We start from the raw sequence: 21,860 nt of genomic DNA, 5'->3' as shown, positions 1-21,860 counted from the left end.
CTCTCGCCGCAACAGGCACTCGAGCGCGTTCAGGCTCCAAGAGCAGTGGCTGCCTGAACTCGCGTGATCGCCTGTTCTCGCGGGGTGGAGGCGCGCGAGAACGAGCTGGGGATCAGGCGCCGGCGGCGAGCTCCTTCGCGCGGGCGAGAGCGGCGGCAGCAGCGGCGGCGAAGGTGTCGGACAGGTGCGCGTCCTGGAGCACGGCGACCGCGCGCTCCGTCGTCCCCTTCGGGCTCGTCACCCGGCGGCGCAGCTCGGCGGGGTCCTCCCCCGTCGAGTCCAGCAGCGCGGTCGCGCCGATGAAGGTCTGCTCGGCCAGCAGCCGGGCGTCCGCGTCGGCGAAACCCATCTCCCGCGCGGCTGCGGTGAACTGCTCGATGAGGAGGAAGACATAGGCGGGACCGGAGCCCGAGATCGTCGAGAGCGCATCGATCTGCGCCTCCGGGACCTCCACCACCGCCCCCACCGTCTCGAACAGACGACGCACGAGCGCGACGTCGTCGGGGGTCGCCGCGGCGCCGGCCGCGAGACCCGTGACCCCCTTGCGGATCGTCGACGGGGTGTTCGGCATCGAGCGGATGACGCGGGCCTCCGTCCCGAGGACGTCGGCGAAGGTCTGCAGCGTGACTCCCGCGGCGAGGCTCACCACGACGGTCTCGGGGCTGAGGTGCGGCGCGATCTCGCGGAGCAGGTCCGGGACCATCGCCGGCTTCACCCCGACCAGGACCACTCGTGCGCCGGCCACGGCGTCGGCATTGCCCTCCGGCCGCTCGGACAGCGCGATGCTGGTGACGCCGTCCAGGCCCGCGAACGCCTCCGCCTTCTCCGGCGTGCGGTTCGTGGCCGTGATCCCTCCGTCCACAGGGACCCCCGAGGCGAGCACACCGCGGAGGATCGCTCCTCCCATGGATCCGGCACCGAGGAACGCGAGAGACGGGAGCGCATCAGCCATGTCGTCATCCTACGGCGGGCGCTCCTGTGCCGCTCGGGCTCCCGTCCTAGACTCGTCGCATGAGTGCATCCGGAGGCAGCAAGGCCATCGTCGCGGCGTTCCTGGCGAACCTGGGCATCGCTCTCGCGAAGTTCCTCGCGTGGGCCCTCTCGGGCTCGGCCTCGATGCTCGCCGAGGCGATCCACTCCGTCGCCGACTCGGGGAACCAGCTGCTGCTGATGCTCGGCGGCCGGAAGGCGAAGCGCCACGCGGACCGCTCGCACCCGTTCGGCTACGGCCGCGAACGCTACGTCTACGCGTTCGTCGTGTCGATCATCCTCTTCTCCGTCGGCGGGCTCTTCGCGATCTACGAGGGCGTGGAGAAGCTCACCCACCCGCATGAGATCGACCAGACCTGGTGGTGGCTCCCGCTCGTCGTGCTGTTCATCGCGATCGGCCTGGAGTCGTTCTCGCTGCGGACCGCCGTGCGCGAGAGCAACGTCGTCCGCGAGAAAGGCCAGTCCTGGTTCTCCTTCGTCCGGCGGTCCAAGGCGCCGGAGCTCCCCGTGGTCCTCCTGGAAGACGTCGGGGCCCTCACCGGCCTCACCTTCGCCCTGCTCGGCGTCGGCCTCACGCTCCTCACCGGCAACCCTGTGTTCGACGCCCTCGGCACAGTGATGATCGGCGTCCTGCTCGTGCTCATCGCGATCGTGCTGGGCGTGGAGACCAAGAGCCTGCTCGTCGGCGAGGGCGCGACCCCCGCCGATTACGACCGCATCGTGGACGCGATCAACGACGGTCCGGAGATCGAGAAGATCATCCACATGAAGACCCTCTACCTCGGGCCGGACGAGCTGATGGTCGCCGCGAAGATCGCGCTCAACGCCGACAAGCCGCTGCGCGAGGTCGCCGACGACATCGACGAGATCGAGGCCCGCATCCGCGCCGCCGTGCCGGTCGCCCGGGTCGTCTACATCGAGCCGGACGTCTACCGTCCCGCGATCGATCCGGAGCCCTCGACGGACGTGTTCGTCCTCAAGTCCTCGGACTGAGCGTTCAGCGACGGTCCTCGAAGAAGGCACGCAACAGAGCGATGGACGCGTGCTCGTCCACGCCGCCGATCACCTCCGCGCGATACGGCAGGCGGCGGTCACGCAGCACGTCGTACATCGAGCCGGCCGCTCCCGCCTTGTCGTCCCACGCGCCGAAGACCACGCGGCCGATGCGTGCCTGGAGGATCGCGCCGGCGCACATCACGCAGGGCTCGAGGGTGACGACGAGTGTGCAGCCGTCGAGGTTCCACGACCCGCGGACCGATGCCGCGGCGCGGATCGCCTCGATCTCGGCGTGCCCGGTCGGGTCGTGCGTGGCCTCGCGGGTGTTGCGCCCTTCGGCCACGACAAGGCCGTCCGCGTCGAGCACGACGGCACCGACGGGGATCTCCGCGGCGGCGGCGGCCTCGGCGGCGAGCTCGAGCGCACGCTGCATCGCGAGGCGGTCGGCGGCGGTCATGCCCCGAGCCTACGGCAGCGCGGGGCGGCCGCTACGGCACCCGATGTCGTGCGCGGACGCGGCGCGCATTAGCCTGTATCCATGCGTGTTCACGTCGCCGACCACCCTCTCATCACCCACAAGCTCTCGGTGCTGCGCGACGCGCGCACCCCGTCGCCGGTCTTCCGCCAGCTGACCGAAGAACTCGTGACGCTCCTCGCGTACGAGGCGACGCGGAATGTGAAGGTCACGCCCATCGAGATCACGACGCCGGTCACCACGACCACGGGTGTGAAGATCTCCGAGCCGCGACCCATCGTCGTCCCCATCCTGCGCGCCGGTCTCGGCATGCTCGAAGGCCTCGTCAAGCTCCTCCCCACCGCGGAGGTCGGGTTCCTCGGCATGGTCCGCGACGAGGAGACCTTCGAGCCCACCACCTACGCAGAGCGGCTTCCGGACGATCTCTCCGACCGCCAGTGCTTCGCGATCGACCCGATGCTCGCGACCGGCGGCTCTCTCGCCGCGGCCATCCAGTTCCTGTTCGACCGCGGCGCGAAGGACGTCACCGCGATCTGTCTGCTGGGCACCCCGGAGGGCGTGGCCGCGATCGAGGCGATGGCCGGCGACCGCGATGTGACCCTCGTCCTCGGAGCTCTCGACGAGCGCCTCGACGAGAAGGGCTACATCGTGCCCGGCCTCGGCGATGCGGGCGACCGCCTCTACGGCACCGTCTGACCTCGCTCGCGCTCTCGACTCAGAGGGTCAGGCGATAGCCGCGCTCCTCGCCGTAACGCGTGAAGCCGGCCCTCGCGAGGATCGGCGCCGAGGTCGAGACGCGGCCCTTGACGAGCGCCGTTGCGGCCCCGCGCGCGGCGCTCTCTCGCAGGCGCTCCGCGAGGACCGCCCGATACACGCCGCGCCCGCGGTCGGTTTCGAGTGTCGCGGCTCCCCACAGGCGGGTGAACCCGTCGACGATCGTGCAGCCGCCGGTGCTCACCGCGCGGCCGTCGATGCGGCCGAGCACCCGGAAGCCCTCCCCCGTGGATAGGCCAGCGGTGAGTTCGGCGAACTCGGCGTCCAGACCGTCCTCGTCCAGCGGCTGCTGCTCCCAGACGGGGACGTTGATCGCGTCGACCTCGCGGAGCTGGTCCCTCGTGCGCACGACCTCGGCGGTGACCCCGGGCGGCACGTCGACCGCGGCTCCGATGGTCGGACGCGCGAACACCGTGACAGTGTCGACGTGCACCGCACCGCGGCGCTGGAGCTCGTCCTCGAGGTCCGGGTCGTCCGCGGGGTTGGTCCAGAATGTGAAGACGTTCTCGCCCCAGGCTCTGGTGCGTTCCAGTGCCCCGTCCAGCACCTCAGCGGCGGGCCGCGTCGACGTCACCTGGGAGCCGCGGACGCCGCCCCCGAACCGCTCCGGGTAGCGCACGAGCAGCAGGTCGTCGCGGACGTCCTCGCTGCCGCGAGGGAACCACGCCCATGCGGCGGCGGCGCGCAGGATCTCATCGACCGTCGGCGTCTCGACGGAAGCGGACAAGGGGACGTACGACATCATGATCCCTCCTCTTCGGCCGCACCCACCAGGCGGGCGAAGGCGCTGAGCCTCGCGACCCCTTCGGGCGTATACGGCAGGTCGTCGAGCAGCGCCGGCGAGTGGATGAGGTAGGCCACGACCTGCGCGCGGGAGATCGCCACGTTGAGCCGGTTCTGCAGCAGCAGGAACTCCGGGCCGCGCGGGGCATCCCGACCGCTCGACGCGGCGAGCGTCGTGATGGAGACGACCGCCTCCTTGCCCTGGAAGTTGTCGACGGTGCCCACCGGGACTCCGCCGAATCCCGCCGCCGCGAGCGCATCGTGCACGAGCTGCCGCTGCGCGTTGTACGGCGCCACCACGATGATGTCCTCCGGCGTCAGCGGGCGGACGGTGCCCTCGGCGTCGTTGTCGTGGAAGGTGCGGCCGACGAGATCGCCGACGATACGCACCACCTCTGCGGCTTCCTCCGGCGACTGAGTCGCGTTGCCGCGGTGCCGCAGGGGCACCACGTGCAGCCCCGGGTCGATGCCCTCCACTGCGCGTCGCTCCGTTCCGGGAGCGGAGGCGAGCTTCCCGGCATAGGCGAGCTTCGACACCGGAGCAGCGACATACGGGTGCATCCGCCAGGAACGGGCGAGGAAGTAGCCGTACTCCGGACGAACGACGGGATCGCCGTCCATCACCCAGCCGAGCGCAGAGGTGTCCACCGGCTCCGGGTGGGCGCCCTGGCTGACCTGGGGCAGCTGCTGAGGGTCGCCGAGGAGCAGGAGCCGCTGCGCACCGGCGGCCACCGCGATGGTCGAGGCGAGCGAGAACTGTCCGGCCTCGTCGATCACGAGCAGGTCGAGCTCTCCCCTCGCGACCCGCTGCGTGTTGCTGAAGTCCCACGCGGTGCCGCCCACGACGGCACCCTCGTTCTCATGCTCGGCGAGGAAGGCGGCCATCCCGGTCTTCGGGATCACCGTGTAGCCGGGATCGGCATCGGCATCCTTGGGGCACTTCGCCACCCGAGCCGGGGCGACGCCGTCGGCGACCACGCGCTCCAGGAGCGTCTCGATGATCGCGTGGGACTGCGCGACGACGCCGATGCGGAAGCCGTGCTCGTTGACGAGCCGGGCGATCACCTGGGAGCCCGTGTAGGTCTTCCCCGTGCCCGGAGGCCCCTGCACCGCAAGGTAGCTGTGGTCGAGGTCGAGGACTCCGCGGACGATCGCGTCGATCGGATCGTCGCCTGCGGCCGGAAGCGCGTTCCCCGACACCGTGCGCGGAGGCAGGCGGCGGAGGATGTCGGTGGCCGCGTCCTCAGGGAAGTCCGGGGCGGCCGCGTGCACCGCGTCCGCCCACTCGTCGATCGCCTGCTGCAGCGACACCACGCGAGGCGGCGCCGCAGGGGTCAGCGCGACGGGGAGGTCGTCCCAGGTCTGTCCCTGCACGGCGGACTCGATCACGAGGTACCCGTCGTCCAGCACCTCGACGACCGTGACCCCGTGCGGTACGTGCACGGCCCGCGACGGGACGTCGGTGTCGAACGGGGCCGGGACGTCGTAGAGCGCGAACGGCTGCGCGCCGGGGCCGAGCGTCGTGCCCGGGGACACCTCCCCGCGGATCTCGAGCTCCCGCGACAGCACTCGGCGCCCTTCGCCGATGCTCCAGTCGCGGCGCACCCGCGATCGGGTGGCATCGACCTTCACCACATCGCGCGTGCCGTCCCACATGGTGACCGGCTCCCGCAGCCGCTGGAAGTGCGCGACCCAGAAGCTCTTCGCCTCGCGGGGGAAGTAGTCGATGGCGGCCGCCGCGATCCGGTGCACGAGCCCGTCGTCACCGGCCTCCACCGCACGCTCTGCGTCGCCGAGCAGAGCGAGCGAGCGCGGAGACGGCTCGTAGATGACCTCGTCCGCATCGTCCGGCGGGGCCGGCGTGACGCCCTCCGCGCGGGCGATGTCGATGAGCCAGTTGCGCAGCCGGCGGGTCGAGACGCAGTCGTAGCGGTTGTAGTCGGCGAGGTCGGCGAACACGGCATCGGCCTCGGACTGCGCCCCCGCCGCCGCGAGCTCCCGCGCGGCGACGTACTGCACGATGGAGTCGTCGCCCTTCTGGACGTCGCTCGTGCGCACGTCCTCCCCCATGTAGAGGGGCTCGAGCTTCTTGATGGAGTAGGACCGCGAACCGACCCGCACGGTGCGCAGCACCAGCGGGTACAGGTCGACGAACACGCCTTCCCGGAGGAGGCGGTCCACCTCGCCCTCGCGCACACCGTGGCGGGCGGCCATCGCGACGAGATGCGAGGTCTCGTAGGGGGCGTAGTGGTAGATGTGCATGCCGGGGTGGGCGGCTCGACGCACCTTCACGAAGTCGAGGAAGGTCTCCAGCGCCCGCCGTTCCTCCGCGAACGAGTGCGCCCAGAGCGCGGTGTACTGGTCGGCGTTGTCGACCCAGCCGAACAGGTAGTCGATGCCCCACTCCGCCTCGCCGTCGGGGGCGGGCTCGGTGTACAGCGGATCGCCCTCGAAGTCGAAGAAGATGTCGCCGTGGCTGGGCACCGGGAGGGTGTGGATCGCCGCGGCGTAGTGCACGTCGTACGTCGCCGCGCCCTCGGCATCCGCCCGCAGCTGCACGCGGGCCTGGGCACGGAGGTTCTCGAACGTGTCGACGTTCATGCCCTCGGGGGCCTGCGTCGCCGCAGCCAGGTCGTCGATCGTGAGGATCCCGGCGGCGCGGAGACGGGCCCGCTGTACCGGACGCATGCGGGCGACCATGAGGAGGTCCCGGTGTGCCAGCACCTGCTCCTCGCACGTGGCGCAGCGCCCGCAGGCGACCACGCGCAGGTCGCCGCGGTCGTCACCCCACGCGAGGGGCGCCCCGGCGACGCCCTCGGCCACGGCGCGGTCCGCGATGAGAGCGCGCAGCCGCGACCGACGCACCCGGAACAGCGGAAGGAGGTCGTCGACCGCGTGCGTGCTGACGCTGTTGTCGCCGTGGATGAGGTCGACCTCGTCGGCTCGAGGGATGCCGAGCCGGTCGAGCTGGTCGACATATGCCGCGAGCTGCATGAGGGCGGTCACCCTGGCCTTGCGCGCGAGCTTCGAGTCCTGCACACGCCAGCGCCCGTCCTCATCGCGGCGGAGGAAGTCGGCGAACCCGACGAACTCGTCGGTGGCGAAGGCCGCCTGGAAGACGACCAGCGCGTCGGACCGCAGAGCGCTCAGCGTCTCGTCGACGGCGGCCGCGAGGGCCTCAGGATCGCTCGAGGAGACCTTGGCGATCCGATGCACCCGTTCGTCGCCGAGCTCCCGGATGTAGCGGTCGAGCACGTTCTGCTCGTGCACGTCTCCCAGCTGGGCGGCGCGGAGGAGCGTCGCATCCTCCGGCTCCTCGACGGCGGGGACCCGCCCCAGCTTCGCGTCGATCGCGCGGGACCACGCGAACTCGCACTCGGCGGCCGCCTTGAGGTCGCTCGCGCTCCAGATGACCCGCCGCGCCTCTGTGTCGATCCGCACGATTCTCCCGTTCTGTCGGCTGCTTCGACACTATCCGCGGCGTCCGACACGGCGAAAAGCGGGCGGTCCCGCGTGCGCGGCTCCGGTCAGCGCCACCAGGTGTCGTCGGGGGTCACCGGGAGATGACGCTTGTGCTGGGTCGCGAGGTACCGCGCCTCAATGCGGCCGGCGACCTCGGGGTCGACCTCCCGGCCCTCGAGGAAATCGTCGATCTGCTCGTACGTCAGCCCCAGCTCGTCCTCGTCCGTCCGCCCCGGCTGGTCGTCGAGGAGGTCGGCGGTGGGGACCTTGAAGGCCAGGCGCTCCGGAGCGTCCAGGAACTGGAGCAGGGCCCGCCCCTGTCGCTTCGTGAGACCGGCCAGCGGGAGAACGTCAGCGGCCCCGTCGCCGAACTTCGTGTAGAACCCCGTGACGGCCTCGGCGGCGTGGTCGGTGCCGATGACGATCAGTCCCTCGTGCCCGGCGAGCGCATACTGGGTGACCATGCGGAGGCGGGCCTTGATGTTGCCGCGGTTGAAGTCGGAGATGTCGCTGGAAACGGCGGACTCGATGTCCTTCTCGACGCCCTCGACACCGTTCTGGATGTTGACCTCGATCGACGAGTCCGGCGCGATGAAGTCCAGGGCCGCCTGCGCATCGTCGGCGTCGTGCTGGACGCGGTAGGGCAGGCGCACCGCGAGGAAGGTCGCCTCCCCGCCCTCCGCACGTACGCGCTCCACCGCGAGCTGGGCGAGGCGCCCCGCGAGCGTCGAGTCCTGTCCGCCGGAGATGCCGAGGACGAAGCCCTTCGCGCCGGTCGTGCGCAGGTAGTCCGCGAGGAAGCCGACGCGACGCTCCACCTCCGCTTCGGGATCGATGTCGGGCCGGGCGCCCAGGTCTTCCGCGATCTGCTTCTGCAACGACACGTTGTCCTCCGCTCATCGGTTCGGCTCCAGTATCCCCCTTCCGTGTTTCGTGCGGGTCACGCCACTGCGCCGGGACTCGGTATCCGGCCGCGACCTGAGAGACTGAAGCGGTGAAGCTCCTCGTCGCCGCCCTCGAGTCCGAACTGTCCGCCTTCCCCGAGGAGCTCGCCGGCTTCGACCGGCTGGTCACCGGCCCCGGAAAGCTGCCGGCGACGTACGCCCTGACCCGCGCCCTCGACGCGAAGACCTACGACGAGGTCGTCGTCGTAGGCACCGCGGGCTCCATCGAGAAGGGGCGTGCGTACGCGGTGCACGAGATCGCGACCGCGGTTCAGCACGACGTGATCGACCTGGACGGCGTCGTCGGACGGCACGTCTCGCTTCCGCCGCAGGTGACCACAGGCCGCGAGGGCGTCGTGATCGCCACGGGTGACCACTTCGTGAACGACGCCGAGGTCACCGCCGTGATCCGGCCGATGGGTGCGGCGCTGGTGGACATGGAGACCTACGCCTACATCTGGGTGGCGGGGCAGTTCGGCGTGCCGATCCGCGCGTTCCGCGCCGTCTCCGATCAGGCGGAGGACGGCGCTCTGGCCGACTTCCGCGAGGCCATCGCCCGGTGCAGCATCGAGCTGCGTGAGGTGATCCGCGCCGAGTACGGGGTCTGACCTCAGCGCGTCTCGATGACGCTTGGTCCGTTCGGCAGCGCACGGACCGTGAGCTGCGCGGGGATCTGCTCCTGCATGGCCTCGACGTGGCTGATGACACCGACCGTGCGCCCACCCTGCCGCAGCTCGTCGAGCGTGCGCATCGCGACGTCGAGCGTGTCGCCGTCGAGGGAACCGAACCCCTCGTCGATGAAGAGCGTGTCCAGGCGGATGCCTCCGGCGCGAGCCGTCACGACCTCGGCCAGCCCGAGGGCGAGCGCGAGGGAGGTGAGGAAGGTCTCGCCGCCCGAGAGCGACTGTGGCGGACGGGTCTGCCCGGTGAAGGCGTCGGCGACCACGATGCCCAGCCCGGACGCCGCACCGCGCGCAGCCAGCGCATCGGAGTGCTGCAGCCGGTAGCGTCCTTCCGACATGTCGTGGAGCCGGCGGTTCGCGGCGTCGACGATCTCCTCGAGCTCCGCCGCCAGCACGAAGGTCTCCAACGTCATCTTGCGGGTGTTCGCCCCTCGTCCGGCGATCGTGTCGGCGAGGGCCTGGAGCACCTCGAACGCCGCTGCATCCTCCGCCGTGCGGGCGTACTCGTCCTTCGCGGCGTCGATGAGGCCGGCCAGCCGCACCGCGTCGCCCGCCGCCCTGGTGGCTCCGTCGACGGCGGCGGACCATGCTGACCTGGCCTCGCGTGCAACCTGCTCGACCGGTGCGAGGTCGATGGGCTCCTCGGGCAGCGTCCGCAGCTCGAGGTCGAACAGGAGGGCGCGCTCCTTCTCCCGCTGCACCGCGTGCATCCTCACCCGCTCGTCCAGCTCCATCTGCACCGCCGGCGGACGCAGCGCCGCGGTGGCGGCCTCGACGTCGGAGAATTCGGAGGCGTCGAGGGCGGCATCCCTCTCGGCAGCCGCCTCCGTCGCCGCCTGCTGCCTCCGCGTCCGTTCGGCTTCGGCGTCGAGGAGGCGGCGTGCGACGGCGAGGTGGGCGGTGGCCTCCGTCATGCGCTCAGCCACCGACGCGTAGCTCCCTCGCGCCTCGTCGATCGCGGTACGGGCGGCCTCGTCGCGCTGGACGACCAGGGCGAGCTGCTCGCGGGCTTCGGCGAGGGCCGCCTCGTCCTGGACGCGCCGCTCCTCGAGCGCGCTCTGCTGGGCACCGAGCTCGACGAGCTCGCCGTCGCGCAGCCGCGCGGTGTCGGCCGCGGCGCGGGCCTCCTTCTCGGCAGCCACGGCGGCATCGAGCTCGGCCTTCGCCGTCTCGACGTCTCGTCCGTCCGCACGCGCCAGAGCCGCAGCGAGCTCGACCTGCAGCGACGTGCAGGTCGCCGCCGCCTGCTGCTCGCGGCTCGCCGCCTCGTCCCTCCGAGTCTCCGCAGCCGCGATGTCCTCCACGGAGACCGCGGCGCTGTGGTCTGCCGGCGCCGGATGCTCCCGCGCCCCGCACACCGGGCAAGGGTGATCCTCGATGAGAGCGGACGCCAGCTCCCCGGCCATGCCGTCGATCCGGCGCTGGCGCAGATCGGCCAGAGCCGACTGCGCGGCGGCCTGCGCGGACGTCGCCTCGGCGAGGACCCGGTCGGCCGCGGCGCACTCCTGCTGCAGACGTGCCGCCTCTTCCGCCGCCTCCCGGCGGAGCTCGGCCGCGACGCGCGCGCTCTCCATGGCGGGGAGCCGGTCGCCGAGCCGACGGGCGTCGTCCCGCTCGGCGGTGACTGCGGCGATCCTCCCGGGCAGCGCCCCGCGCTCCGCCTCGCCGTCGGCGCACCGGCGCTCGGCGGTGGCGACGGACTCCGCTGCGGAGACGCGCTCGGCGGCGCGGCGCGGTGCCTCGGCCTCCAGCGCGACGGCGCGCTCCCAGACCCCGGACGCCCGTGTCCGGTCGGCGATCCACGCATCGAGGTCGTCGGTCTCCACACCGAGCTGATCCCAGTCCGCGCGTGCGCGCTTCTCCGCAGCCACCGCGTCATCAGCCGCCGTCACGGCACGGTCCGCCGCGGTGATCGCGGACCGCAGCACCTCGGCCGCCCGCGCCCTGGCGAGTTCCGCCTTCGCCTCGGCGATGGCTCCCTCCTCGGCGTCCAGACGCGCCATCGCCGCACGGGCACGGTCGCGCTCGCTCTGGGCACGCTGATCCTCCCGCGCGGCGGCCAGAACGGCATCGGCGGCCTCGAACCGCTTCTCCGCCTCCTGACGCTCGGCAGCGCGCCGTTCGGCCCGGTACGCGGCGCGAGCCTGCGCCCGTTCCAGCTCCGCCAGGCGATCGGCCGTCGTGACGGCCTCCCCCTGCACCTCCGGTCCGACCTCGCCGTCGGCGTCGCCGGCGTCGCGCCCGAGGTCGGCATCCGCCACGAGGCGCTCGGCCTCGTCCAGCCGGGCGGACACCGTGGCGAGACGCGCCCCGAGGCGCTGCTCGGCGTGGCGCCGCCGCTCGTCGAACCGCGCCTGCACGTCTTCGAAACGCTCAGTGCCGAAGAGCCGGCGCAGCAGCGCCTGCCGGTCCCTGCTGCCCGCGAGCAGGAACTCCGAGAACCGGTTCTGGGCCAGCAGGATCACCTGCAGGAACTGCTCGCGGCTGAGCTGAAGGATGTCGTCGAGCTCGTGCGCCACGTCGACGGCCCGCGCCGCGCGACCGACCCAGCCGTCGTCCGTGAGCTCCTCCAGGGAGACCGCCGCCGCCTGCTTCGTCAGGCCGCCTCCCCGCCGGGCCGGCCGGAGGTACTCCGGCGAACGCGTGACCCGGTAGCGGCCAGACGGCGTGCTGAACTCGACGACCACCTCGGAGGGGTCGTCCGGTTCACTGTGGTCGCTGCGAAGCCTCTTCTCCCCGCCGTCGTACCGCGGCACCCCGCCGTACAGCCCGAAGCAGACCGCATCGAGGATGCTCGACTTCCCCGCTCCGGTACGGCCGGCGATGAGGAAGATCCCGTCGTCAGCGAAGGCGTCGAAATCAACGGTCTGCCGCGCCCGGAAGGGCCCGAACCCCTCGACCTCCAGTCGATGCAGCCGCACTAGACGAGGGCTTCCGCGCGGACCCGGTCGTCGAGCACCTCACGGATCAGCTCGCGTTCGACCTCGGTGGCTCCGTGGCCGGCCCGGACATGCTCGAGGAACGCCTCGATCCGGTCGGCATCGGTCACCGCTGAGCGCAGCCGCTCACCGTACGAGCGCTCCTGCACGCCCGTGACCACCGCGGGCTGATGGAGCACCATGGCACAGTGCGGGTACGCCTCGCGGAGCCGTCGCATGGGCTCGGTCTGCGGCACGGCGTCGGTGTAGACGGCGCACACCCAGGCGTCGGCGTGCGCGGCCACGCTCTCTGCGGAGAGGATCTCCTCGAAGGTGCCGGTCAGCGTGACCAGTCGCCGCGGAACCGGCAGCTCCAGCCACTCGACGCCCGCAAGGCCGTCGGCATCCAGGTCGACGAGCCAGGAGCCGCGCGGCTTGTGCTGTTCGCCGAAGCTGTAGTGCAACGGAGCGCCGGCGTATCGCACCCGCTCGCTGACCTGCTGACGACCGTGGATATGACCCAGTGCGACGTAGTCGGGTCCGTCGAAAGCACGGAGGGGGACGACGTCGAGGCCGCCCTGTCGCACCTCGCGCTCCAGGCCCTCCGTCGGCTCCACGCCCGCGGCGAAGCAGTGGGCGATCACGACCGAACGACCCGCGTGCTTCTGCATGCCCGCGCGGACGAGGGTCATCGCGTGCGTCATGGTCTGCGCCTGCGTGCGCAGCTGCCGTCCCTCGGCGTCGCCCTCCGGCCAGTGCTGGCGGACGATCGCAGGCTCCAGATACGGGACCCCGAAGAAGTGCACGGGACCGTGGGCGTCGTCGATCGTGACGGGGGTGCCGACCGCGAGGGGATCGGTGAGCACGTGGATGCCGTCGCGCAGGAGCCGAGCCTGGAATCCCAGGCGGGCGGCGGAATCGTGATTCCCGCTGGTGACGACCACGCGTGCGCCCGTCTCGTGCAGAGCGACGAGGGCATCGCTCAGCAGCGTGTAGGCAGCGGCCGAGGGCGTGGCGGAGTCGAACACGTCGCCCGCGACGATCACGACGTCGACCTCGTGCTCCCTGACCTGCGTGGTCAGGGCGGCGAGCACCTCGGCGAGCGCATCCATGGTGGAGTTGCCATGGAACGTCCGGCCGATGTGCCAGTCCGAGGTGTGCAGGATCCGCATACCCCCACGGTACGAAGACCCTCGGACATTCCCTCCGAGGCGTGCCGGGAGCGCCGTCTCCCGAGGCACGAGGAGGAAGCGGAAGGTCCCCTGACCCACCCTCGTCGCGACGACCGGCACGCGGTGATGCGAGATGCGCTGTGCACCTTCACCTGTGCGGCGTGCGGGGCTGCGCGATGCGAGATCAGGGCTGCCCTCCGCCCACAGGGGCCGGCTTGCCCCGCCGGCTGAGGGTTGTGCCCGCTCCGTCGCGACTACCGACTTCCGCTCTCCTCCTCGAGGTCGTGCGACCAGTTCGCCTGCTGGATCCGGTTGTCGAGCTCTCGGAGCTCCTGGGCGACCGCATCCGCCCGCGCACGCAGCGCGGCGACGGGCAGCGCCGACACCTGCCGCAGCTCGGAGCGCATCTGGCGCAGGTACTGCTCGTTCGCGCCCGAAGCCGCGGCCGCCGCGTCCGTGAGCACGGCGTGGCGCAGGCGCAGCACGTCCCGCGCGGCCAGCGCATCGGTCATCGTCCCGCCCGGGCCGAGGTCGAGCCGGGCGTTCGTCGCGTTGATGCGGCGGATGAGGCTCTGCAGCCGCGTCAACGCGACCTCCGCCTCCTCGATCAACGCCGTCGCGTCCTCGGCGGGCTCCTCGCCCTCCTGGTACCGGGCGTTCGCGACGATGCGCGCCCGCAGCTGCTCGATGCGGCGCTGCAGGTCGGCGCGGGCGGCGAGGGCTTCGGCGAGTCTCATGCCCTCATCCTCGCAGGCGGCGGCCGTAACAGTTCGTCATACAGGCGCAAGGTCAGCGCGTGCGGAGAAGACCCGACTGCTCGGGGTGCGCGGCGAACCACTCCGCCACGTACCAGCAGACGGCGTCCACCTTGCGGTCGCCGCGCTCCGCGATGTCGGCCACGGCCCCCTCGACCACCTTCCCGGCGTACCCGTTCCCGCGGAATGCCGGGACCGTGTAGGCCCGGGTGAGGGCGACCGTGTGGCCGTCGTCCCGGTAGTCGAGCACGCTGACGAGCTTCCCGTCGCGCGTGAGGGTGTACCGCGATGCGTCCTTCTCGTCGGTCAGGATGAAGCCGCCGACGGTGTGCGAGATCGTCATCCGTGTCACGTTACGCCTCTTGCGACGCGCCCGGGCGTTTTGACATGTCCCGTCACGATCGGACATAATCCCCCCATGACCATCAACGCACGCCCTTTGTCCGCCCAGGAGGCGAACGGGACTGCCGGGATGATGATGCCCGGTCGCGTTGACATGTGTTGCCGAATGTGTCGCTGAACGAACAGCCACCCCGCCTGACCTGACTCCTCGCCATCTGCGAGGGCAGTGTCCCGAGCACACACCCGTGCTCGCTTCCCCGGCTCCGCCGGTCATTCGTGCAACGCATCCGAGCCCTCTCCCGTCGGGCTCACGTCCTGAGGACCCATCATCATGTCGAACTCCGCCCTTCTCGAGCGTCCCGCCGTCACCGCCCCGAACCGCACCGTCCGACCCGCCGAGTCGTCGGCTCCCCTGGCCCCGGCCGGCGCCGACCTCCCCGCCGTCCGCTCGCCCCGCGGCTTCGCCCTCTACGTCGGCCTGGACGAGATCAAGGCCGCCGAAGCCGGTGTGAGCCTTCCGCTGCTCGTCGACGCGCTCCGCCGCACGCTGGCCGAGCTCGCGCCCGGCGCCGAGACCCACGCCACCGTCGCCCTCGCACCGCACGGCTCCGGCGGCCGAGACCTCGACGTCGTGCGTCTCGCCCTGCAGGAGCCCGGCGCGATCGCCCGCACCAAGGCCGCCGCCGAGGAGGAGACCACGCCCGAGGAGTCCGGCGTCACCGTCGACATCTCCCGCAAGCGCGTGCTCATCGACGGCGAGTCCGCCGCCTTCACCTACAAGGAGTTCGAGCTGCTGCAGTACCTCGTCCTCCGCGAGGGCCGCACGATCGAGCGCAGCGAGCTCGTCGCCGCCCTCTGGCAGGCTCAGGACGACGAGACCCCGGGCGAGCGCACGATCGACGTGCACGTGCGCCGGCTGCGGGCGAAGCTCGGCCGCTACGAGGACATCGTCCGTACCGTGCGCGGCATCGGCTACCGCTTCGACCGTCACGCCGACGTCGTCATCCGCTACGGCCACGGAACCCCGTCGCCGGACCGCTTCTGACCCGCCCCTGCTCAGCCCGGAGGCCGGTGTCAGGAGCCGCGCGTAGGGTGGGCGCATGACCCTCGCCGCCGCCCCCGCGACGGCGGGCGCCGTCCACGCGGATGCCCCGCGGGAGACGACGTACCGCCCGCCGCACCCGCTCGATCTCCGGCGCACCGTCGGTATGCTGCGCCGCGGCGGCACCGATCCGACGACGGTCTTCGACGGCCCCGCCATCTGGCGCGCGGTCCGCACGCCGCAGGGTCCGTCGACGTTGGCCCTGCGGATGTCGGGGAACGAGGTCAAGGCGACCGCCTGGGGTCCGGGCGCGGAGCACGCTCTCGCCCTCGTGCCGGCGTTGTGCGGCGCCGGCGACGACCCGACCGGCTTCGATCCCTCCCTGCACCCCCTCATCGCCGAGGCGGCCCGGCGACACCCCGGCATCCGGCTCGCACGGACGGACGAGGTCTTCGATGCCCTCGCCTGCGGCATCCTCGAGCAGAAGGTCACCTCCATGCAGGCCTTCGGCGCGTGGAGGTACCTCGTGTCGCGTTACGGCGACCCGGCACCGGGGCCGACGCCGCGACCGATGGCCGTCGCCCCCACGGCGGCGCAGTGGCGACGCATCCCCTCGTGGGCGTGGCACCGCGCCGGAGTGGAGCCGCCCCAGTCGAAGACCATCGTGCGGGCGGCGGAGCGCGGCGACCGCATCGCCGCTGCCGTCCGAGCGGCCACGACCGGCGCTGACCGTGACCGCGTGCTCACGAGCCTGCCCGGAGTCGGGGTCTGGACCGCCGCGGAGACCCGGATCCGCGCGCTGGGCGACCCCGATGCCGTCAGTGTCGGCGACTACCATCTGGCGCACGAGGTCGGGCATGCCCTGACCGGGCACCGCACGGACGATGCCGGCATGATCGAACTGCTCGCTCCCTGGGCCGGCCACCGGCAGCGCGTCATCCGGCTCATCTTCGCGAGCGGCGTCGCCGAGGCACGGCGCGGGCCCCGGCTCGCCCCGGAGGACCACCGCCGACGCTGATCGGTCTGTGATCGCAGCGACCGACGTATGCTGAGCGCATGTCCCGTACCGCCCTGCGCATCTTCGTCACGGTCGGCCTGCTGATCGCCGGTGTCGTCCTCGGCCTCATCTTCCAGAACGTCTGGCTGGGCGTGCTGCTCGCCGCGATCGTGTGGTTCGGCTGGTTCCTCGGCTACGAGTCCCGCCGCGGTCACAACGCGGGCGTGAACGACGAGGACCACGGCGTCGAGCTCTGACGTCCGTCAGTAGTAGACGGCGAGGGGGCCCGAGGGCCCGTCCACGACCTGTACCGGGGTGTCGAACACGCGGCTCAGCACGTCGTCCGTCATGATCTCCGCCGGCGGGCCGAACTCCACCACCCGGCCGTCCTTCATGGCGCAGATGTGGTCGGCGTAGTGCCCGGCGAAGTTGATGTCGTGCAGCACGATGACGATCGTGCGCCCGAGCTCCTCCGCCGCCCGCCGCAGGTGCTTCATCATCTGCACGGCGTGCCGCATGTCGAGGTTGTTGAGGGGCTCGTCCAGCAGCACGAACTCCGTGTCCTGCGCGAGGACCATGGCCACGTAGGCCCGCTGCCGCTGTCCTCCGGAGAGCTCGTCGAGGTAGCGCCCCTCGAGCGTCCCCAGATCGAGGAAGTCGATGGCCTGGCTGATGACCTCCTCGTCGGCCCTCGTCAACCGCCCCTGGGAGTGCGGGAAGCGGCCGAAGCCCACGAGCTGGCGCACGGTGAGCCTGGTCACGAAGTGGTTCTCCTGACGGAGGATCGAGACCACCTTGGCCAGATCCTTCGACTTCGTGGAGGCGACGTCGAGCCCGGCGATCTCGATGGCTCCGGCGTCCATCCCGTTCAGCCGGCCGATCATGGTCAGGAGCGTCGACTTGCCCGCACCGTTCGGCCCGATGAGGGCGGTGATGCCGCCGGTCGGGATACGGAGGTCGACGGGGCCGATCGCCACCTCGCTGCTGTAGTCACGGCGGACGCCGTCGAGTGCGATCACAGTCTGCCCTTTCGGAGGATGACGATGAGGAACACGGTGCCACCCACGATCTCGATGAGGATCGACACCATGCCCTGCGCGTAGAAGACGTTCTTCATGACGAAGTACGCCCCCGCCAGGATCGAGAACGCGGTGAGGACGGCGACCGGGAAGATCAGCCGATGGTCGTGCGTGTCGGCGAACTGGTAGGCGAGCGTCGCCACGAGGAAGCCCAGGAAGGTCATCGGTCCGACCAGGGCGGTGGAGGTGGCCATCAGCACCGCGACGAGCGTCAGGACCAGGAACTGCTCCCTGCGGTGGTCGAGCCCCAGCGATCGCGCGGTATCGGGACCGAGCGCGAGCACGTTCAACCGCCGGGACCGCAGCCACAGCAGGGCGGACGCCGCGATCACGAGCGGGACCGCGAGCGGGAGGTACGAGGGGTCGGCGTTGGAGACGTTGCCGAACAGCCGGGCGGCGAGCACATCGAACTCGCTGGGGGTGAGCAGCCGCTGCATGAAGGTGGCGATCGCCCCGAGGCCTCCCCCGATCACGATGCCCACGAGCAGCATGATCTGGAGGTTGCCGTATCGCCCGGACAGCAGCCACCCGTAGAGGACGACGGCGAGCCCGACCATGATGAGCACCTGGAGGGCGAACTGGCCGACGCCCTGGATCGCCACCAGCCCCGCGACCCCGAAGAGGTACACGGTCGTGGTCTGGACGACGCGGTACAACGACTCGAAGCCCATGATCGAGGGAGTGATGATCCGGTTGTTCGTGACCGTCTGGAAGCTCACCGTGGCGACGGCCTGGGCGACGGCGACGAGCGCCATCACGACCACGGCGGTCGCGCGGTGCTGCGCGATGCGCCAGAAGCCGGGGGTGCCGACGGGGAGCGGGTTGTCCCAGGCGAGGAGACCGAAGGCGGAACCGAGGGCGATCACGCCGAGCACCACCAGCACGACGATGTAGCGGCGGCGCGCCCGTGGGGTCGTGAACGCCCCGGCCGACCGCGTCGTCCCCGTGGCCTCGGTCGCCGTCATCGTCGCTTCAGCCACGACGACGCTGCCGAAGGAGGAGGAGCACGAACACGACCGCGCCGACGACACCGAGGATCAGCGACACCGGCACCTCGAACGGCATGATGATCGTCCTCCCGATGATGTCGCAGACCGTGACGATGGCGATGCCGAGCAGGCACACCCACGGCAGGTTGCTGCGCAGGTCGTCACCGCGGACCATCGAGACGATATTGGGGACGATGAGCCCCAGGAAGGGGAGGTTGCCGACGACGACGGTCACCACGCCGGTCGTCACCGCGATCAGCGCGGTGCCGAGCAGGATCATCCGGTTGTAGTTCACCCCGACGTTGGTGGCGATCTCCTCCCCCAGCCCGGCGATGGTCAGCCGGTCGGCCACGAGGAAGACGATGACGCCGATGATCGCGACGATCCACAGCATCTCATACTGGCCGCGCATGACCGACGTGAAACTGCCCGCGAACCAGACGCCGATGATCTGCAGCGAGTTCGTGACGAGGGCGAAGTAGGTCGTGATCGCGCCGACCACCGCACCCAGCATGATGCCGACGATGGGCACGATCAGCGACGACTTCAACGCGACCCGGCGGAGGAACGCGAAGAACACCATCGTGCCGACGAACGCGGCGAGCACGGCCCCGGCCATGCGCAGCGGAAGGGAGGGCTGCGGTACGAGCACCATCACGATGAGGAGCCCGAGCCCTGCCCATTCCGTCGTCCCGGTGGTGGTCGGCTCGACGAAGCGGTTCTGCGTGAGGAGCTGCATCACGAGGCCGGCCATCGCCATGGCCGCGCCGGCGAGCACGAGCGCGATGGTCCGGGGGACGCGGGTGATCTGGAACATCTGCGCGCCGTCGTCCGCGCCGGCGATGTCGTACACACCCGTGAAGAGCGAGATCGCCAGAAGCACCGCCACGACGAGGATGCCGACGAGCAGCTTCGGATCGAACAGCCGTGCGGACGATCGCGGTGTCGATGTGAGGAGAGGAGAGGTCATGGGGGATGCCGGCGGCGGCGCCCCGGCCGGGACGCCGCCGCACAGCCCTTACTTGTCGGCGCTCTTCTCGAGCGCGTCGGCGAGGTCGTTGAGGAACGTCGTGTACGTCTGGATGCTCTCGTTGAGGTAGGTGTCCGTGGGCATGTAGACGATCTGGTCGTCCTTCACGGCGGTCACGCCGGCGAGCGCCTCGGAGCTCTCGATGATCTCCGCTGCCTGCACGTAGTCCGGCGTCTCCGCGGCGAACACGGCATCGCGGTCGAGCACGAGGATCCAGTCGGGGTTCGAGGCGGCGATCGCCTCGACCGAGATCTCGTCGCCCTGGTGGTCGTCGGTCGCGTCGTCGACCTGCAGTGCCGGCGTGAGGCCGAGCATGTCGTAGATCGGTCCCAGCGAGCGTCCGACGGTCGGAGCGAGGTAGCCGATCTGTCCGCCCGAGGTGTTCACCGCCATGACGGTGTCGGCGTCGTCGTAGGCCGCCTTCGCGCGGTCCACAGCAGCGTCGAACTCCTCGACGAGCTTCTGGGCCTCGTCCTGCTTGCCGAAGATCTCGCCCAGGGCGGTGGTCTGCCGCTTGAGCTCCTCGTCGAACGGCTCGCCGTCCCGCGGCTCCAGGTCGATGATCGTGGCGTCAGGGACGAGCTCCGCGATGGCCTCGTTGTGCTGCGTGAACCGCTGCCCGCTGATGATGAGGTCGGGGTCGGCCGCCACGATGGCCTCGAGATCGGGTTCCGTGTGCAGGCCGATGTCGACGACGTCCTCGTCCTTCACGTAGGAGACGGTCTCCGGCATGAGCGAGACCGCACCGGCGGAGAGCTCGATGCCCCAGTCGGAGAGGGTCTGGAAGGTCCGGTTGTCCAGAGCGACGACCGAGGCCGGCGGCGTGGTGATCTCGTGCGTGCCGGTGTTGTCCTCGATGGTCACGGTCCCCGATCCCGCCGTCGTCTCTTCGGGTTCGGCTTCGCCGCCGGACGCGCAGCCGGAGAGGGCGAGCAGGCCGACGAGAGCGACGCTCGTGGCGGTGAGGGTTCTGGGCACGGACATGGAGAGACTCCTGTTCTGCGGGGATGTGCGCGCCCTCGTGGGGCGCCGGTCCGACGGGCGGGCGAGCCGACCACGTCGGTTTTTAGGTTAGCCTTACTTTATGAGCGATACGAAATCCGGTTTCTCGATCGAGCGTCGCGGCCTCGAGCTGCGCTTCCGCAACGTCACGCTGAGCGCCCGCGAATGGCTCGCTCCCGATTTCGTGCGCGTCCGCCTGTCCGGGCCCGACCTCGTCGGCTTCGACTCCCCTGGCTCCGACGACCACATGCGGCTCTTCTTCCCGAGCGGCCCGGTGGACTCGGTGGAGGAGCTGCGGGCCTCCCCGAGCCGCGAGTACACGCCCCTCGCCTGGGGTGACGACTGGCTCGACGTGGAGTTCGCCGTGCACGGCGATCAGGGCGTGGCCGCCCCGTGGGCCGCGAACGCCCCGCTCGGGTCGACCATCGGCGTCGGCGGGCCACGCGGCGCCGCCGTCCTCACCGGCGAGCCGGGATCCTGGCTCCTCGTCGGCGACGAGACCGCCATCCCCGCGATCCGCCGCTTCGCCGCCCTCATCCCCGAGGGCGCCCCCGCACGCATCGTCATCGAGACGGTGTCGGCAGGTCGCGAGGTCGAGATCGACGCTCCGGTGCCGGTCGAGTGGCTGCACCGCGGCGAGGCGCCGGCCGGCTCCGCGCTGATCGCCTTCCTCGACGCGCTGACCGCGGAAGATGTCGTGGGAGACGACCCGTTCGTCTTCATCGCCGCCGAGCAGTCCATCGTGAAGCCCGGCCGTGCCCTGCTCGCACGCTGGGGCGTGGACAGCGCGAACGCCGTCGTGAAGGGCTACTGGAAGCGCGGCGAAGCCGAATACCACGCTCCGCACTGACAGGCGACCGCTGCGCTGACAGACTGGGCGCATGGCTCTCCTCGATCACCTGGGCATCACCGTCGCCGACCTCGAGCGCGGACGCGCGCAGTTCCATCCCGTGCTCACCGCGCTCGGCTACGAGCTCGGTGGGGAGGACGATCACTCGATCTCCTGGCACACCGGCGACGAGACCGAGATCATCCTCTACACGTGGGACGACGACTCCACCCCTCACCGCCACGGCCGCGTCGGCTGGCAGCACATGGCCTTCGCGGTGCCGTCGCGCGCCGAGGTCGACCGACTCCACGACCTCGCTCTCGACGCCGGCTGGACCGCGGTGCGCGAGCCGAAGGAGTATCCGCGGTACAGCGAGCGGTACTACGCCTCCTTCGTCGAGGATGCCGACGGCATCCGGCTCGAGTTCATGTACAACCCGCCGAAGGACGCTTGACGCCCGGGCGTGTCGCCGCCTAGGGTGGCAAGGCTGTGCCGACCGGCGCCGCACACCAGCCGAGGAGACGACGGATGACCGCCCCGCGGAATCTTCCCCAGAACGTGGCATTGCCGCTTCAGCCGAAGTGCAATGACCGCGACG

Annotated in this window: 21 protein-coding genes; 8 read left to right on the top strand and 13 right to left on the bottom strand. The window is 71.0% G+C overall.

Features of this window, described 5'->3' with window-relative positions; translation table 11 throughout:
- Window positions 1-112: 112 nt before the first annotated feature.
- Entirely contained in the window at window positions 113-952 is an 840-nt protein-coding gene (gene proC, locus C6C15_RS03605) for a pyrroline-5-carboxylate reductase (RefSeq protein WP_105949290.1), read from the bottom strand.
- A gap of 59 nt (window positions 953-1,011) precedes the next feature.
- On the opposite strand from proC, the gene C6C15_RS03600 reads away from it, so the two are divergent.
- Window positions 1,012-1,983, top strand: a complete 972-nt coding sequence (locus C6C15_RS03600; RefSeq protein WP_060921696.1) for a cation diffusion facilitator family transporter — start codon at window positions 1,012-1,014, stop codon at window positions 1,981-1,983.
- Window positions 1,984-1,987: 4 nt separating this feature from the next.
- Here C6C15_RS03600 and C6C15_RS03595 read toward each other — a convergent pair whose 3' ends face one another.
- Window positions 1,988-2,443 (bottom strand): nucleoside deaminase, encoded by a 456-nt coding sequence (locus C6C15_RS03595; RefSeq protein ID WP_105949289.1) that lies wholly within the window; start codon window positions 2,441-2,443, stop codon window positions 1,988-1,990.
- Window positions 2,444-2,524: 81 nt separating this feature from the next.
- Here C6C15_RS03595 and upp point away from each other — a divergent pair, with 81 nt between their 5' ends.
- Complete coding sequence (upp, locus tag C6C15_RS03590; protein WP_025104476.1) at window positions 2,525-3,157, top strand: uracil phosphoribosyltransferase; 633 nt, start codon at window positions 2,525-2,527, stop codon at window positions 3,155-3,157.
- Window positions 3,158-3,176: 19 nt separating this feature from the next.
- Here the strand turns inward: upp and C6C15_RS03585 are convergent, their stop codons facing one another.
- From C6C15_RS03585 to nadE, 3 genes are all read right to left on the bottom strand, one after another.
- Window positions 3,177-3,980, bottom strand: coding sequence for a GNAT family N-acetyltransferase (locus C6C15_RS03585; protein ID WP_234024214.1), 804 nt, complete (start codon window positions 3,978-3,980; stop codon window positions 3,177-3,179).
- Complete coding sequence (locus tag C6C15_RS03580) at window positions 3,977-7,459, bottom strand: TM0106 family RecB-like putative nuclease (RefSeq protein WP_105949288.1); 3,483 nt, start codon at window positions 7,457-7,459, stop codon at window positions 3,977-3,979. The genes C6C15_RS03585 and C6C15_RS03580 overlap by 4 nt, the downstream gene beginning before the upstream one ends.
- An 86-nt stretch (window positions 7,460-7,545) precedes the next feature.
- The gene (nadE, locus tag C6C15_RS03575) at window positions 7,546-8,364 is read right to left on the bottom strand and encodes an ammonia-dependent NAD(+) synthetase (RefSeq protein WP_025104479.1); all 819 of its coding nucleotides are present in this window, start codon (window positions 8,362-8,364) and stop codon (window positions 7,546-7,548) included.
- Window positions 8,365-8,474: 110 nt separating this feature from the next.
- On the opposite strand from nadE, the gene C6C15_RS03570 reads away from it, so the two are divergent.
- Entirely contained in the window at window positions 8,475-9,032 is a 558-nt protein-coding gene (locus tag C6C15_RS03570; protein WP_060921693.1) for a phosphorylase family protein, read from the top strand.
- Window positions 9,033-9,034: 2 nt separating this feature from the next.
- Here the strand turns inward: C6C15_RS03570 and C6C15_RS03565 are convergent, their stop codons facing one another.
- From C6C15_RS03565 to C6C15_RS03550, 4 genes are all read right to left on the bottom strand, one after another.
- The gene (locus tag C6C15_RS03565) at window positions 9,035-12,028 is read right to left on the bottom strand and encodes an AAA family ATPase (RefSeq protein ID WP_105949287.1); all 2,994 of its coding nucleotides are present in this window, start codon (window positions 12,026-12,028) and stop codon (window positions 9,035-9,037) included.
- Window positions 12,028-13,197: an exonuclease SbcCD subunit D gene (locus C6C15_RS03560; protein ID WP_105949286.1), complete on the bottom strand. Its 1,170-nt coding sequence runs from the start codon at window positions 13,195-13,197 to the stop codon at window positions 12,028-12,030. The genes C6C15_RS03565 and C6C15_RS03560 overlap by 1 nt, the downstream gene beginning before the upstream one ends.
- 254 nt (window positions 13,198-13,451) lie before the next feature.
- Window positions 13,452-13,934, bottom strand: a complete 483-nt coding sequence (locus tag C6C15_RS03555) for a DIP1984 family protein (RefSeq protein ID WP_105949285.1) — start codon at window positions 13,932-13,934, stop codon at window positions 13,452-13,454.
- 52 nt (window positions 13,935-13,986) lie between these two features.
- Window positions 13,987-14,295, bottom strand: coding sequence for a GNAT family N-acetyltransferase (locus tag C6C15_RS03550; RefSeq protein ID WP_025104484.1), 309 nt, complete (start codon window positions 14,293-14,295; stop codon window positions 13,987-13,989).
- A gap of 330 nt (window positions 14,296-14,625) precedes the next feature.
- On the opposite strand from C6C15_RS03550, the gene C6C15_RS03545 reads away from it, so the two are divergent.
- The 3 genes from C6C15_RS03545 to C6C15_RS03535 are packed head-to-tail and all read left to right on the top strand — an operon-like array spanning window position 14,626 to window position 16,590.
- The gene (locus C6C15_RS03545; protein WP_060921402.1) at window positions 14,626-15,339 is read left to right on the top strand and encodes a winged helix-turn-helix domain-containing protein; all 714 of its coding nucleotides are present in this window, start codon (window positions 14,626-14,628) and stop codon (window positions 15,337-15,339) included.
- A 55-nt stretch (window positions 15,340-15,394) separates the two neighbouring features.
- Entirely contained in the window at window positions 15,395-16,354 is a 960-nt protein-coding gene (locus tag C6C15_RS03540) for a DNA-3-methyladenine glycosylase family protein (RefSeq protein ID WP_105949284.1), read from the top strand.
- 38 nt (window positions 16,355-16,392) lie between these two features.
- Window positions 16,393-16,590, top strand: coding sequence for a hypothetical protein (locus tag C6C15_RS03535; protein WP_025104487.1), 198 nt, complete (start codon window positions 16,393-16,395; stop codon window positions 16,588-16,590).
- Between the two features lie 6 nt (window positions 16,591-16,596).
- Here C6C15_RS03535 and C6C15_RS03530 read toward each other — a convergent pair whose 3' ends face one another.
- Genes C6C15_RS03530 through C6C15_RS03515 form a run of 4 tightly spaced genes read right to left on the bottom strand, consistent with a single transcriptional unit; the run spans window position 16,597 to window position 20,415 of the window.
- Window positions 16,597-17,352 (bottom strand): iron ABC transporter ATP-binding protein, encoded by a 756-nt coding sequence (locus tag C6C15_RS03530; RefSeq protein ID WP_025104488.1) that lies wholly within the window; start codon window positions 17,350-17,352, stop codon window positions 16,597-16,599.
- Window positions 17,349-18,377 (bottom strand): iron chelate uptake ABC transporter family permease subunit, encoded by a 1,029-nt coding sequence (locus C6C15_RS03525; RefSeq protein WP_105949283.1) that lies wholly within the window; start codon window positions 18,375-18,377, stop codon window positions 17,349-17,351. Before C6C15_RS03525 ends, C6C15_RS03530 begins: the two co-directional genes overlap by 4 nt.
- A 7-nt stretch (window positions 18,378-18,384) precedes the next feature.
- The gene (locus C6C15_RS03520; RefSeq protein WP_060921397.1) at window positions 18,385-19,371 is read right to left on the bottom strand and encodes an ABC transporter permease; all 987 of its coding nucleotides are present in this window, start codon (window positions 19,369-19,371) and stop codon (window positions 18,385-18,387) included.
- Between the two features lie 48 nt (window positions 19,372-19,419).
- The gene (locus tag C6C15_RS03515) at window positions 19,420-20,415 is read right to left on the bottom strand and encodes a siderophore ABC transporter substrate-binding protein (RefSeq protein WP_105949282.1); all 996 of its coding nucleotides are present in this window, start codon (window positions 20,413-20,415) and stop codon (window positions 19,420-19,422) included.
- 100 nt (window positions 20,416-20,515) lie between these two features.
- Here C6C15_RS03515 and C6C15_RS03510 point away from each other — a divergent pair, with 100 nt between their 5' ends.
- Window positions 20,516-21,283, top strand: a complete 768-nt coding sequence (locus C6C15_RS03510) for a siderophore-interacting protein (protein ID WP_105949281.1) — start codon at window positions 20,516-20,518, stop codon at window positions 21,281-21,283.
- 31 nt (window positions 21,284-21,314) lie between these two features.
- On the top strand, window positions 21,315-21,716 hold the full coding sequence (locus C6C15_RS03505; RefSeq protein WP_025104493.1) for a VOC family protein: 402 nt from the start codon (window positions 21,315-21,317) through the stop codon (window positions 21,714-21,716).
- Window positions 21,717-21,860 lie beyond the last annotated feature (144 nt).

The sequence above is a fragment of the Microbacterium sp. str. 'China' genome, from assembly GCF_002993305.1.
In the GTDB taxonomy this organism is placed as follows: Bacteria; Actinomycetota; Actinomycetes; order Actinomycetales; family Microbacteriaceae; genus Microbacterium; species Microbacterium paraoxydans.
Note: the sequence above shows the minus strand (reverse complement) of the source record. Positions and strands in the feature narration are given on the sequence as shown.